Raw genomic sequence first — 14,760 nt, 5'->3', positions numbered from 1 at the left:
AGGTAGATTTGGTATTGGTAGATGATGTGCGATTCAAACCCATTTGGGGTGTGGAAATCAAATGGAGCAACCGCTATTTCGAGAAACCACAAGAGTTACAAAGTCTAATTCAATTTTGTAAGTCCAACGGATTCAAAAGTGCTTTAGTTACTTCAATTGACAAAACCGGAACCAAGGAAATAGAAGATTTGCAGTTTACCTTTGTGCCTGCTTCAGTTTATGCCTACAACATTGGAGATGTTACGCTGAAAGTGAAAACAGGAACCAAATAAGAAAAAAGTTTTGGCGAAATAAGTAAGCTTTTGGAACAAAAAATATAAAAGAAGGGTATGAATGAAAGTTTAAACTATAGATTCATAAAAAATCAACCTTTAGGTGAGGATTTATTTGAAAACAAGTCGCAAGATAAAATAGCATCTATTATTAGTGAAAAAATTATTAACGAATCCGATTTTAAAATCATTGGTATCGATGGTGAATGGGGTTCGGGTAAAAGTAATTTGGTAAAACTTATAGAAAAGAAACTTGAAAACAATCACAAGTTTTTTATATATGATGTGTGGGGACACCAAGAAGATGAGCAACGAAAGTCTATTTTAGTAGAATTAACTGAATTTATAAAATCTGAAAAAGATTTAGTTAATAAGAAAAATAATTGGGAAAACAAGTTGAGATTCTTACTTGCTAAATCAAAAGAAACAACAACTATTAATCAACCTAATTTAAGTGGTGCAATAGTTATTGGGTTATTATCTGTACCGTATTTTGCATTTGTTAATCTTATAAAAGATGTCATTGATAAAGTAGAATACTTAGACTTAGGTACAATTCTCACACTTATTCCCCCGATTATCCTTTTATCATTCTTTTTAAGATATTTCTGGAAAAATTTTCGAAACAAAAAAGGTATTCGTAAATCATCTTGTCTTGCTCTTCACCAAATGAGCCAAATTTATACTGAAAAACAAATAAATACAACTAAAATAGAAACCATATCTGAAAATGAGCCATCTGTAAGAGAGTTTCAAAATTGGATGCAAGATATTAATGATGATTTGAAAAAGCCAATTGTTATTGTTTTTGATAATTTTGATAGATTACCAAAAAAGCACATACTTAGTATTTGGTCGTCTATCCATATATTTTTTGCGGAGAAAAGTTATTCTAAAATAAAAGTTATTATTCCCTTTGATAGAGAGCATATTCAAAATGCTTTCAAAGACCTCAATGGAGAAGAAAGTAGAAGTGTTGAAAATAAGGGAAAAAATAAAAATTTTGGAGAAGATTATGTAAATAAAACTTTTGATATAGTTTTCAGGGTTACTAAACCGATTATGTCCGATTGGAAAAAATTCTTTGAAGAACAATGGAAAAAAGCATTCATCAAATATGATGAAGCAGAAATGAAATTGGTAGTTCAAGTGTATGAATTTCTGAACCGAAGAATTACACCTCGTGAAATTATTTCATTTATCAATGAGTTACTTACCATAAAACTTTTAGATGAAAATTATAAAGAAAGATACATTGGTATTTTCATTCTTAGAAAAAATGAAATATTAGCTAACCCTTTAAAAGCAGTTTCAGATTACAAAGAAATATTAGATGGACTCTACCATATTTATGTAAATGATAAAGAGTATCCTAAACAGCTTACAGCCATCATTTACCATATTGAAGTAGATAAAGCTTTGGAGCTTATTTATACACAAGAATTGAGAGATTCAATGCTGAAAAATAATGTTCAAAAATTTAATAAAATTTGCAAAGCAGATTTTATTGACTCTATTTTTTATTCTGCAATGTTAAGTATTAAATCTTTTGAAAATCCAATTTTGATATTAAGCTCATTAGATGAAAATTCAAAAGTTTCTACTCAATACATAAAACAAACCTGGAACACATTCTATAATGGAGTTCTTGATTTAGGTACTCGTATGGGAACTTTAATCATTAACGATTGGCAAATTACTTTGATTAAAAATATTGATGATGATAAATATCTTTCACATCTATTAAAAGACTATTCTAGCTTAATAAACGATACAAATATTGAAGAGTATATTGATTTGATAGATGAATTGATTAATCATTTTACCGAAGAAAGAGTTTTGAGGAATTTAAAAGAGAATGAAATTTCAGAGGCTAATTATGTGAATTTGATAGAGTATAATGGTGAAGGCTATGAAAAGTATAAACTTTCTGCGGATTATAAAGCATTAGATAAGTATCTTTCTAAGCTAGATATTAAGGATATTCTAAAATTAGAAAGAATGGTGTATTTACCTAAAAATTATGATTTTAAAGAATATAGAGAAAAACTCAAAGTAGAACTTGAAAATTTCGGTAGTCGGAGTAATATTCAATCAGCAAATGATACCTTAATAAGAATAAAAGAAATTTCTCACAAAAGCGGAATTTTAAAAGATTTGTTAAGCGACAATAGTATGGGGTCTCTATATAGTAATAATCAAAATTCAGAATTACCGATTATAAATGAGTTAATAGCAATGAGAATTGCAAGGGGAAGTAGTTTTAGCTCTTCATATGGTAATTATTTTAATGGTATCCTAAGTCAGGAAAATGAAAAACGGGCAGAGCAAATTGCAAACACCATATTAAATTACATTACTTATGGAGACTTGTTGCTTATGTCTAATTATTTTAAAAATTATCCATTATTTAGACAGATTATTTTAAAAATGTTTGGGAAATATGATTTAGGGAAATCTGCTAATATTATTACACTGATAAACAAATATTCAGAAATAAAAACAAGTTTAAACATAGATGATGACTCACTTCTGAATGAACTGAACAAGTGGGAAGTTGATAAAAATAAGCTTGATATAAATAAGTTAGACGATGAGTTTTTAAGTGATTGTTTTGAAAACGAGAGTTTAAAAATATCTCAAGTTGTCGTATATGTCTTTAACGAGGAATTTTCTAATTTTGATAAAGATAACTATGAAATTGTTTTTGACAATGATGGAAATGATGTACATTTTAGATTTTTCAAATATTTAGAACCTGAAAATCTCACTCAAGTATCTTTGGATGTTTTCGAAACTAAATTTATTGAGTTATTGGAGAACGGTAGCAATTTTGATGAGCAATGGTGGAGTATATTAGAAATCTATGACGCTAACAATTCTTCTATTTCCGTTGTGAATCTGTTCAAAAATATTTTGGATAAGATATTAAACTCAAAAATTGAGCTGTCGTTGGAGTTAGCAAATAAGTTGTTACCCTATTTCTTCAAGTATGATTTGTTGGTAGATCGAAATGATATTTTTAGGTTAGTTATTAAAAATGATTTTCTTTCAGATACACAATTCGTCAAATTACTGAGTAAAAACTCTGAAAAACTGAAGGGATTATACCAAAAAGCTTCAAAAGATGATAAAGATGGATTTAGAAATTGGTTAAACGAGCAAAGAGATAATAATACTGATATAGAAAATCTAGCTAGATTTATTGATATTAGAAGGATAAAAGGAAAAGAAAATCAATAATCCTATGAAATTCACCAAAAAGAAATTAGGATGAGTTCCTTAGGAATAAAAGTATTGTCTATCACTGGAAAGCAAGTAAAAAAATATGAAGTAGAATAATATCTCAAACACAATTGTAAAAATCCTTATAATGTGAAATTAAAAAAGCAGGTAAGATTATATTTGTGCTATATTTGTACCATATAAATGTAAAATATTATAAATCAGTAGGGTTTTCTTTGAAGTAACGTAGCCTTCCTTTCCAAAAAATTACGATACAAAATCTTTATAATCTGATTGTAATTTACCTCCACCGCCTGAAATTGTCCGTAGGGTTTGGTGAATTTGATATAAAAATCCATTACCAATTTATCAATTTTTACACTTTTGATTTCCCTATTAAAAAGTGTAAAAAATTTCACCAAATCCCATCTCCAAGACCAAGAAATATTTCAGATAATTCATTTAATTGGAAGAGAAGAATAATGATCCGCTTAAAAATAGAAAAGTCTGCATTGCACACAGACTTTTCCTCTTAACAAATAATTACTAAAATGTAACTTGTGTTTTTTGACCGTTATATGCGATGGCATACACTTTCGTATTTGCTGTTGGATTTTGTTTTAGGCTAAATGAGTTTTTGTTGGTAACAAAAATCAGTTGATTACCTTCGTACACTTCATAAGCAACCACATTCTGATAACCTGAAGTGGTTATTCGTGTTCCACTTTTGGCTGCTGTTCCCTTTACAACGTCGGCTTTATCTCTGAAATATGTCCAGTTACTATCACAAATATATTCTATTTTATCAGTGAGTTCAGCATACCCGGCCCCGTTTATTTGATTTTTAATTTGGTTTGCATAGACATCTGTCACAGTAAGTTGCCTAGTCACATAATCCTTAACAGATTTATCTATTGGTACATAAAAGCCCCATTTTTCAAAGAATGGAATAAGATTTGTTTGGGTCAATTCCGAAGTGGTTTTAGTGAAATCAACCTGATATTCACCATCCTTGATGTTTTGTTTTAATGGAAGGGTTCGAAGTTTATCATACATTTTTACGAAAAATTCCGAATCTCCTTTTGCCTTAGAAAAATATAGGTTTAATTGCCAGAAAGGAACCAATTGACAGAAGACATCGCCAATATCTCCGTGAGCCCTTTTAGGTACTATGGCTATGTTGTACGCTTTTTCGTATCGATTATTATAGTTTCCTTCCCCTTGCATAGATTCTCTCTCTAATCGAGAAGGAATTTCCCAAGCCGTTTGGATATTCAGTGAGTTCATATTTACAGTGCATTCGGTCATACCTATCCACATAAATATTGGAGCTACCTGGTGGGCGTGTCCTATCTCGTGAGCTGGTCCCCAAACGTCAGTTTTTGTTTTGTCAGATGCATTTCCCATTTTGTCAGGGTTACACAAAGTACCCATAGTACTCACATTATAGGATGTTCTGTACGCAGTACAGTACATAAAACTGTGATACATAACCTGAAAATATGCTCTATTAGGGAGTTCTCTGCCTTTTTCTTTAGTAGTTCCTGCAAAAATATGGGTTTGATGAACCAACCTATCAAAAACATCAATTAGTTCCTTGCCTCTTGAGCCTGTATGTGTTTTATAACTTTCCACAGGGAAGCAAAGATGTGCTTTTTCACCTATAACATCGAAATATTTATCAGTTGCATTGTTAATCAGACGATTCCAGTCCGCTTCGCCGTGTTTCGTTTTATCAAAATACCCGTTTACTTTACCAGTGGCAAAGTGAACCTTTATTTGCGGAGCCGACTGGTAATCTGCCGTTTGATATTGTAAGTAAACGAGTCCTTTTTTACCAGCTTTTATTTTGTTAACTCCTTCAAACAACGGATGATAAGATGCTTGGTCAAAACCGTCTCCTTCCGGTTTATCCAGATTTTGGATTTTAATTTGAATTTGCCGCCCTTGTGTAGGACCTACAAAAGCAATTAATTCTTCTCCTTCATCTACACTGATTCCAGTGGGGTTGTCCAAATTGCTGTAAGAATATTGCATACGATACATCTGGCGATAAGTATCTGGATTTGGCCAAGCTCTATAATCTTGAATACGAAATTCAGTAGGGTACTGGCCAAGTCTCATGTACTGAGCAATATTCCTGTAGAAAGGGTTGGTAATGTTCTGAATTTCTTGTTCTGTTATGCCAGGCTTTAACTCAGAGCAAGTAATATCGGTAAAAATAGATGTTGCGTCAAAGTTTTCCGTATTTCTCTTCCAGAATTCTATCTCAGCGGCAGCTGCAAATCCTCTTCTGTCACCATGTCCTGATTTTATTACTAATTTAAATGATTTTGCCCCAGTGATATGATTAAAAGAAACTCGAGTTACTTTTCCATTTCCTTGAAAATCAAAGTCGGTAATTTTTTTATAAGCAGGTTCTTGTTGAGTTGCCACTTGTATTTCTACTTGTTTAAAGTGTCCATTGCTTCCCTCTATACGTGGATAATACATCATATAATCTACATCTTGCGGAGATTCAAAGAAATATTCTATAGTAATTGGGAAATAATTTTCTGATTGATTACTCCAATTTGAATGGTAGATAGTGCTCATATTTCCATCAAAAGATTTTTCTACCTCAGCCCCACTTTGATGAGAAGTTGCCGTACCATGAGTTATTTTTAGCTTAACATCACCCTCAACACTTGAGGAGTTATTACCTTCATAACCTGCAGATTGCGTCACAAAAATACGTTTTTCAATGGGAACAGGAAGTCCTTTGGACTTTACCCGTATAGTTCCTGTTCTAGAAGAAGCGCCCTTATTTTCGGCTACATTAAGCACATATTTATGCCCCATTTTACCCTCCAAATCTTGTTTGGTTCTCTGTGAAATCCATTCAGGAAAATCCATCTCATAATCTACATTGGAAGTTACGGTAAGCTCCATTTCTTTGGTTATTTTTTCAATTTTTAAAATATCCAAATTAAGCATAATTTCAGGAGCGTCACCCAATTGTTGTACCCTGATTTCTTGCTTTAATCCTCTACCTTCTACCTTAATAGTTGCTACTCTTGAGGCTGTTACATTTTTACTAACATTTACCTTTACAGAAGAACCTTCTTTTTTTGCACTAATCCAACTTATTTCAGTGGGGACTTTTACTGTCCAGTTTTCTATGTTGGTTTTTACTTCTACACTTTTCACTGAGGCCTCTTTTGGAAAGCTGAGTGTTTTGGGTTCCAGTGTTAAAAAGGGATCTTCTTCCACTTCTTTTTTACACGCCAACCAAACGGTTAACGAAATAAGGAGGAACATACTAATTAATTTTATATTTTTCATATGTAAATAATTTTAAATAAATCAAAAAAAGGATTTTCTAAGAAAAACAGAAAATCCTCTTTGTGTATAGATTTTTATTTTCCGTAAACAGCAAACTCTGCCATACTAAAGAATGTAGGAGCCGTTCCTGAATTGGTTTTATGAACTTCTATAAGGAAATAAGAAAAAGATTCTTCCGAAACAAAGGTAAATGAATCATACTTAGAAGCTGCAGCTGTTGGCAACTCAGAGCTAATTCGAGTCAGTTCTTTCCAATCATTAGTCCCATTATTAGATACCCATATCTTGATATCTTGTACTTTTCCATTAGTGTTATTACGGTTTTGATAACTAAAAGCCACTTTATTAACTGATTTTTTAAGATCTACCATTATGTAGTGAGGAGCATCTCCCGTATTAGGACTCCATCTGCTATGGTAAAAGGTGTTAGCTTTATTATCTATAAGTGCAGGCAAACCATCTCCATCTTTTGGGTTTAACTGAGGAAAGTTTGAAGATAACATATCGGCTGTCAAAGAGATTTTGTTATTTTCTCCACCATAAATAACTTCTAAATTAAAAGGGTTTTCTGGAAGCTGAATGCCTGATTTACTGGAAGAAACTATACTTATAGGTACGAGAGCTTTTTTGCCCACAAGATCACCTGTTTTTGCAACTTTTATTGAAAAAGGCTCACTCACTGAACGTCCCTTTTTGAAAGATACTTTGTTGCCATTTTCGAAAAAAATTTGATCAGAGGTAAGCACTCCGTTTGCAGGCAGTGCTACTTCGCATTCAAAATCCCAAGGGCTAACAAAGGGAAGTGATAAGGTAAAATTATAGGTTGTGACATCTGTATTTGAAATGTCAACCGTAGCTCCGTTTGAGCTGTAATTTACTTCAGGAACTACAATCCTTGGTTTTAGTAGTAGAATCCTTTTTTCTGCATTTACCGAGTCCTTGGCATTTGCTTTAACCAATTCCAACGGCAATATATAATTGCGATTCGAGGTGTTGTTGTCTAATAACTCCTTGATTTCGTTTGTTTTAAAAACTACTTTTGATTTTTTATACTTTTCAGATGATGAAAATGTTATATTTTCCTCTCCCAATTGGTATGCAGAAAGAGGAAGTGCTATATAATTTCTGCCTATTGATTGTGAATAAAACTCTAATTCAGTTGCATCCATTGCTTTCAGTTTAACTTGAGCAGAAGCATTTGGCATATTTCCTGACTTTAATATGGTAACATCATACTCTCCGTCTTCCCCTGTGCTATAAAGAGTTATATTTTGTTCGCCTTCTTCTTGAAACACAAGAATAGTGTCATACTGGCTTGGTATTAAATCATCGTATCTTTTTTCACAAGAAAAAAGTGTTATAAGACCTAATACAAATAACAATGATATGTATATATATTTATTCATAAATATAATTTTTTGATTTATAATTATTTTTGAGCTTTTCCTTGTTTTTTGAGTGTTCTGTATATTTTATACAAAAAAATACACAGGAACAACCCAAAAAAACAATAACAAAAGTACATTAAATATTTGCCAACTTGGTAAAAAAATTTAGTGTATCCATAGTATTTCATTTATCTTAAGTAGTAGTTAGTTTCACAAAACTAACTACTACTCTATTAAATACTAATAATTAAATTAGTAACCTGGAGCTTGTACCATCTGTGGATTTTTATATACCTCTATATGAAACACAGGTAATAGATACATCCTATTATTCCATCTGAATTCTTGATTAACAGGCTTCACTGTATTGAATTGTTCAAATGTAGGATTTTTAATTCCGTAAGCATTCAAACCTTTTCGCATACCTGAACCCATCGTTTGAGGAGCAATCATCCAACGGCGAACATCATAATAACGATGTCCTTCATTCCATAACTCTATAAATCTTTCATTTTTAACCCATTCTCTTATGTTTTGTACAGATAGATCAGATGTGGTTAAGTCTGGAATGCCAGCACGATTACGTACTACATTTAGGTTTTCAATGGCTGATGCTACATTGTCTAACTCTGCCTCACATTCTGCAAGGTTCAAGTACAACTCTGCTAAACGGATAAGTGAGCGAGGTTTTGTCTGATTGGAACCTCCATCACTACCACTTAAATTGTAATTTAATGAAGGAAGAACAAATTTTTGAGAGAAATATCCTGTAACATTGTTGTCTCTATTAAAAAGCTCTGGATTGTATCCATTTTTTTGAGCATCTCTCAACTCTATTCTTAAAGGTGCACCATTTGCTATTTTTGAGCCATAGTCACCACCATCAAATCCAAACCAGGCATAAAAACGAGGTTCACGATTCACATTTAAATTGATAATTTCTGGTCTACTTGTTATATTGGCTGAGCTAAACCAATTATCACTTGACGCAAAGCTATCATCGTGGACAGGGCGTTTTCCATTCTTTGTGTAAAAATACTCTATAGAGGTATTTAAAATAGGGGATACACCGCTCCAACCGTTAACATAATTACCATCCGTTTTTTTCAAGATTCGGTGGGGTAATGACCCCTGGACAACATTTCCTTGATCAGCAATTCCCCAAATAATTTCTCTGTTACCCTCTGTAGAGCGTGTTGTTACAAGGTAACGCATAAGCATTACTTTTTTCAAAAAGGCTTTGCCTTCAGGTGTGTTTGCGTCAACACCAGGTACAAATGGCAACGCAATGCCTTCTTGTGCGTAGTGCTCTTCATCTGTATAGAGAGATGAACCTCCTTGTGAAAGAGCAAAATCCAATGCTTCTTGGCAAGCCTTTCTTGCTCTCTCCCATTTAGCCTTGTCATAAGTCAGACTAACCAAATCCTTCCCATAACCAGGGGTTTCAAAGTTAAGGTTTTTCCATTGAGGAGCAGGAAAACTTCCATTCCATAATGGAGAAGCAGCGTAAAGCAGTAAACGTGCCTTCATTGCCTTAGCTATAGTTGCCGTTGCGCGCCCCCATTTTTCTCCAGAGTAAGAGGGAGGTAAAACAGCAGCTGCTTCATCAAATTTATTGACTATCCAATCTGTTACATAGTCAAAATGGTAACGCCCTGGGTATTCCTTTTCTGAAGTTTCTGGATCAATGTATTTGTCTGTTATTGGGCAAGGTCCATATAAAATAAGTGTTTGCATATGATAATATCCTAGTAGAAATTTCACCTCAGCTTCCCAGATTTTTTTATCTTCGTCAGAAACTCCTCTCATATTTGGTAATTCTTGTAAAAAAAGGTGGCATTGTCCTACAAAACGATAATAAGTTCCCCAAAGCCAACCATCAGCAATGTTTGCAGATGTATTCAAATCGTAAGTCATTATTTGAGGCCTGCCATTCCATAGAGGAGGAAGTACCCACTCATCAGAAGCTCCTTCTACTGTTAAGTATCCTATTGGGTTGGCAATACCTCCATAACAACTGTATAAAAATCCTAAAGAAGTATTGTAATTTTTACTAGCATCAGGAAGGCCAGGCTGCTCTGGTGGTACAACATCCAAGTAATCAGAGCAAGATGTCACTCCGAGAACAGCTAATAACACAATACCATATAATTTTATTTTTCTAAACATATTCATAACATTAAAAATTAAGTTGAACACCTAAGTTATACATTCTTTGTAAAGGATAAGTACTCCAATGAAGTTCAGGATCCCATTGCTTAAAACTACTAAACATAGCTATATTCTCACCCCTTGCATAAACGCGTCCAAATTTAAATTTGTAACCCACTTCCAAAGCCTTCCAACGCAAAAAGCTACCATCACGCATCCAAAAAGTACTTGACTGGTTATTATTAGCAATGTCAGAGGTTTGAAGACCTAAACGTGGATATGTAGCATTAGGGTTAGGGTTGCTTTCTGTCCAACGATTATCAGCAATGTATTGAAAAACGTGTCTGTCATCTTCTCCAAAAGGAGCCAACAAGCCAGTGTTAATGGTTCGTTTCGCTTGACCATTAAACTGAACATTAAAATCAAATTTTTTGTAGAATAGATTGACCCCAAAACCGTATTGAATACGGGGAACTCTTCCATATGGAGATATCATCGTTTTATCATCATCAGTGATCAAACCATCTCCATTAATATCTCGGTATTTAATGTCCCCAGGCATAGGAGTACTACCCAAGTTTTGTTTTGGACTATTATCTATCTCTTCTTGTGAGGCAAACAAACCATCCGCTATAAATCCTTCAATATGGCTTAAAGGTTTATTAGTTCTTGATTGCCAAGGGTATTTATAGACAGGATCATCAACATCCACATACTTGTTCTGTGTATAAGAGAAAGTGGAATTTACTCTAAAGCTAAAATTATCTGTAACCTTTTGCTGCCAGTCAAGTCCGAACTCGTATCCCCACTTATAGACTTTTCCTTTATTTGCGTGCGGTTTTGCAACGTGATAACCTAATGACTGTGGCCAAGCCTCACGCTTTAACATAATGTCATATCTATCTTCTGTATAGTAGTCAGCCGTAAGGCTCAATGCATCTTTAAAAAATTTTATATCCGCACCAATATTAAATTGCAGTGATTTTTCCCAGCGAGCATTTCTGATTGGCCAGCCAAGCACCTCTGGTCCTGAAAGCCTAAAGCCAAGGGATTCTCCAGTAGTGTACCCAATATTATTTAACCTAACATCGCCTATGTACAAAAAGTGAGGACCTCCTGTCTCATCACTCCCCGTAAGACCATAGGTACTTCTAAGCTTCAAGAAAGATATAACATCTTCTAATGGGGCAAAGAAGTCCTCTTTGCTAACTGCCCAACCAATAGCTCCAGAGGGGAAAAACTCAAAGCGTTCCCCTTTTGGTAAACGCTCTGTTCCTGTGTAACCAAAAGAAAATTCTGCAAAATACTTATACCCATAGTTGTAGGTAAAACGACCTGAAACAGACTGGTTACGATGAGGTAGAATGCCCTCTTTATATTCACGTTGTCTGTATAGTAGCATACCCGTTACATTGTGATTTTCTCCAAACTTTCTGTTGTAATCAACAGATGTATTAAAATCAAATGTTTGGTCACCTGACAAGAATTTTGCAGAAGTAGTAATATAGTCAGATCCTCCAGTTCCCAAACGCTCTGTTTCATATTCTTGCGTCACAGGATTATAACTTCCTTCCTTAACCCTATAAATGTAAGGATCCACAAAACGGTGGTAACTATTCTGTGACCAATTTTTGAAGTTAATCAACATCGACATACTAAGCCCTTTAGTTATAAAATCAAATTTTTGTTTTAACTTCAGTGCGGTGTTAATAGTATTAGATCTTGTTTCGTGAAATCCTGTATTCATATTAGCGAAAGGATTGCTTTTAAAATTGTTACCCGAAACAACTGAACTACCAAATTTAAAATGCTCATCTCCAGGTTGTTGAGGATAATATGCAGGGAAATTTATCGGATTTGAAGCCAAAATTTGTCCAAAAAAGCTAGTCAAGTTAACATTAGGTGCGTGGTCACCTCGTCTTTCAAAATTAGGTCCTTCCGTTTGACGAATTTGAGCGTTCATTCTTAACTCTATCGTAGAGCTTTCAGACAAGTTATAAGTAATATTATTCTGAAAATTATACGCCCATCTATTTATGTTGTTGTCCCACGAATATATCTTTTGAGTTCTTAACAATCCTTCATCGTTATTAGCTTGAATACTCATATAATAAGTAGCCTTGTCACCTCCACCTTGAATATTTATGTTAGCCCGTTTATTTACTGCCATATCACGGAAAAGCACCTTTTCCCAATTCACATCAGGATAAACATAAGGGTTTACACCTGATCGAGTTGCGTCAATTCTTTCTTGTGAATAGCGAATAGGAGCGCTTGGATTACGAGTAAGAAGTGCTTCGTTAAATAACTCCATCCAAGTGGCACCATCAACAAATTTTGGAAAATTAATAGGAGTGTTAAATGATTGATCATAGGTGATTCCTATCTTTGTTTTCTCGTTTCTGTTTCCATTTTTTGTCTTAATCACCATCACCCCGTTGGAACCTCTTGAGCCATAAATAGCAGTAGCGGAAGCGTCCTTCAAAACAGAAAAACTCTCAATTGTTTCGGCAGGAATATTATCCAAGTCCGCTGGAGATATTTCAACATCATCCAACAAGATCAGAGGTGTGGTTCTTCCTCCAAAAGTACTAATCCCCCTTATGTAAAATTCAGCAGCTGAACCTGGTTCTCCGCTTCTGGCAGAAGAAAAAACACCTGCAAGTTGTCCCGCAAAAGCACTTGTCAAAGAAGATGAAGGTGATCTTAGTTCTCCTCCTTTGATAGTTGCCACCGCCCCAGAAACACTCACCTTTTTCTGAGTACCGTGACCAATAACCACTACCTCATCAATTTGGCTGGCTTCTTCCATAAGTTTTACATTGATTATCAGCACCTTATTTGATCCTGATACTTTTTTTGTTTGGGTTTGATAACCAAGTGAAGAAAACTCCAATACATCACCACTCTTGGTTTGTATTTCATAGTTTCCATCAAAATCTGTTGCGACACCTTTTGAGGTTCCTTTTACCACAACACCCACCCCTGATAGTGGAACACCATTATCGTCGATAACGTTTCCTTTAACCAATAATGTTTGTGCCACGACAGGGTTAAAAACCCACCCAAGCACAAAGACTAATAATGTTAAAATTTTCACTTGCATAAGTTTATTTTTTGTTAAATGTTTTTCTGCCCACAAAGTTAAATAATTCTTTTGTATCAGCAATTTATTTTTTAAAAAAATATTTTATCAACTTTCTTGTTTAAAATATTCTTAACACATCTTGTCACTATTCTTAGTATTAAGGACTTGGTTTTAGCTAACAAAAACTCTCGCAAAGTAGGTCTTGAGAATCGTCAAAAGATGATAAAATTTTTCCTGATTTTAGATAGGGCAGATAACTTCCATAATAAAACTCAACACTGGTAAGTTGTAATTATTTTTCTTGGGGAATTTCAAAAAGTTGGTGAAGTACATTTTGAGCATCGTGAGTAACTGTGATAATGTGGTCAAAATCACTATACGATTCAATCTCGTTCATTACTTTGTTTTTTAGAGCGAAATTTAATTTCTCTCCTTGTACAAAAACAGAATACACGTTGAAAAATAGAACATAATCAGAAAGCTTAGGCTCATTTCTTCTTCTCGCCTTTTGCTCATCAATAGGTCTCAGATTAAAGTTGCGTTCTAAATCTTCTTTACAGATGCGAGTCATCCTTTTTCCCAAGTTATAGCTTTACTTCTGACGAGTCGGTATAGTGTATCTCTGCAAACGTCATATAAAGCAATAGCATCTGGGATAGAGAGGTAAGGTTGATCCTTGGGAATCTTTTGCAGCCTTCTCTCGCCGTAGCTCTTCTAACTTTTCCTCTCGCTTCTTTTGTGAATACGCAGACCTTGAGCATTGGATAGAACAATACCTCGATGTGATTGTCTTGGCAAGAAAGGTCTTCCCACACCATTCGCACTTTCTCTCAATCTGAAATTTTGCAGCTGGCATATGCTTTTCTTATCTGTCTGATAATCAATGTTTGTTTTTATTTAAGTCGCACTTTATACACTGATAAGTCGCGGTAAAATATGGTACAAATATACAACTAAAATCGATAGAAAACGAAGAGATAAGAGAAGCTTTCAAAAATAAAAATAGCAGTAAGTTGTTATCTTACTGCTATTTACTATTTGTTTGATGCTCGTTTGTGAGCGTAATTACTTCACTCGCTGAAAAGAAACGTTATGCAATGGAAGCAAAGAATCCTAAAGGGTACTTAATTCACTGCCTGAAAAACGAATTAGGGAAAAACAACGAACAAGAAGAAATCAATGGAGTACAACAGGAATTAGATTTCAATTTTGATTTTTTAGATTCAATAATCTCTCTTGATTTAACACAAGAAGAGGCAAAAACCATTGTAAAACAACTACTTAAGTAATTTATATAAATATATAATTAAAT

At 33.9% G+C, this 14,760-nt stretch carries 8 protein-coding genes and 1 pseudogene; 3 read left to right on the top strand and 6 right to left on the bottom strand.

The window, feature by feature from the left end; all coding sequences use genetic code 11:
• Positions 1 to 272: pseudogene (locus tag YW9_RS13570) on the top strand (ATP-binding protein); the annotation flags it as partial.
• A gap of 57 nt (positions 273 to 329) precedes the next feature.
• A complete protein-coding gene (locus YW9_RS0107445) occupies positions 330 to 3,515 on the top strand; it encodes a P-loop NTPase fold protein (RefSeq protein ID WP_018279553.1) in 3,186 nt (1,061 codons plus the stop codon).
• A 203-nt stretch (positions 3,516 to 3,718) separates the two neighbouring features.
• Here the strand turns inward: YW9_RS0107445 and YW9_RS12680 are convergent, their stop codons facing one another.
• From YW9_RS12680 to YW9_RS13605, 6 genes are all read right to left on the bottom strand, one after another.
• The gene (locus tag YW9_RS12680; RefSeq protein WP_018279552.1) at positions 3,719 to 3,916 is read right to left on the bottom strand and encodes a plasmid mobilization protein; all 198 of its coding nucleotides are present in this window, start codon (positions 3,914 to 3,916) and stop codon (positions 3,719 to 3,721) included.
• A 127-nt stretch (positions 3,917 to 4,043) separates the two neighbouring features.
• Positions 4,044 to 6,821 carry a M60 family metallopeptidase gene (locus YW9_RS0107435; RefSeq protein ID WP_026193899.1) on the bottom strand — a complete coding sequence of 926 codons (2,778 nt, stop codon included), beginning with the start codon at positions 6,819 to 6,821 and terminating at the stop codon, positions 4,044 to 4,046.
• Positions 6,822 to 6,895: 74 nt separating this feature from the next.
• Positions 6,896 to 8,227 carry a BT_3987 domain-containing protein gene (locus YW9_RS0107430; RefSeq protein ID WP_081615899.1) on the bottom strand — a complete coding sequence of 444 codons (1,332 nt, stop codon included), beginning with the start codon at positions 8,225 to 8,227 and terminating at the stop codon, positions 6,896 to 6,898.
• A 234-nt stretch (positions 8,228 to 8,461) separates the two neighbouring features.
• On the bottom strand, positions 8,462 to 10,378 hold the full coding sequence (locus YW9_RS0107420; protein ID WP_231555491.1) for a RagB/SusD family nutrient uptake outer membrane protein: 1,917 nt from the start codon (positions 10,376 to 10,378) through the stop codon (positions 8,462 to 8,464).
• Between the two features lie 10 nt (positions 10,379 to 10,388).
• A complete protein-coding gene (locus YW9_RS0107415; RefSeq protein WP_026193897.1) occupies positions 10,389 to 13,466 on the bottom strand; it encodes a SusC/RagA family TonB-linked outer membrane protein in 3,078 nt (1,025 codons plus the stop codon).
• A 274-nt stretch (positions 13,467 to 13,740) separates the two neighbouring features.
• Positions 13,741 to 14,019, bottom strand: coding sequence for a hypothetical protein (locus tag YW9_RS13605; protein ID WP_018279546.1), 279 nt, complete (start codon positions 14,017 to 14,019; stop codon positions 13,741 to 13,743).
• 526 nt (positions 14,020 to 14,545) lie between these two features.
• Between YW9_RS13605 and YW9_RS0107400 the strand changes: the two genes are divergently transcribed.
• Positions 14,546 to 14,737, top strand: a complete 192-nt coding sequence (locus tag YW9_RS0107400) for a hypothetical protein (protein ID WP_155848745.1) — start codon at positions 14,546 to 14,548, stop codon at positions 14,735 to 14,737.
• Positions 14,738 to 14,760: the final 23 nt, after the last annotated feature.

Origin of the sequence: Capnocytophaga cynodegmi DSM 19736 (assembly GCF_000379185.1) — a bacterium.
Lineage (GTDB): Bacteria > Bacteroidota > Bacteroidia > Flavobacteriales > Flavobacteriaceae > Capnocytophaga > Capnocytophaga cynodegmi.
The sequence above is the reverse complement of the archived record's forward strand: the minus strand, read 5'-3'. Positions and strand labels throughout refer to the sequence as shown.

Coding starts and splice junctions, on each gene's coding strand:
- YW9_RS0107445 (WP_018279553.1), top strand. CDS start 330: ATGAATGAAAGTTTAAACTATAGATTCATAAAAAATCAACCTTTAGGT.
- YW9_RS0107435 (WP_026193899.1), bottom strand. CDS start 6,821: ATGAAAAATATAAAATTAATTAGTATGTTCCTCCTTATTTCGTTAACC.
- YW9_RS0107430 (WP_081615899.1), bottom strand. CDS start 8,227: ATGAATAAATATATATACATATCATTGTTATTTGTATTAGGTCTTATA.
- YW9_RS0107420 (WP_231555491.1), bottom strand. CDS start 10,378: ATGTTTAGAAAAATAAAATTATATGGTATTGTGTTATTAGCTGTTCTC.
- YW9_RS0107415 (WP_026193897.1), bottom strand. CDS start 13,466: ATGCAAGTGAAAATTTTAACATTATTAGTCTTTGTGCTTGGGTGGGTT.
- YW9_RS13605 (WP_018279546.1), bottom strand. CDS start 14,019: ATGACTCGCATCTGTAAAGAAGATTTAGAACGCAACTTTAATCTGAGA.
- YW9_RS0107400 (WP_155848745.1), top strand. CDS start 14,546: ATGGAAGCAAAGAATCCTAAAGGGTACTTAATTCACTGCCTGAAAAAC.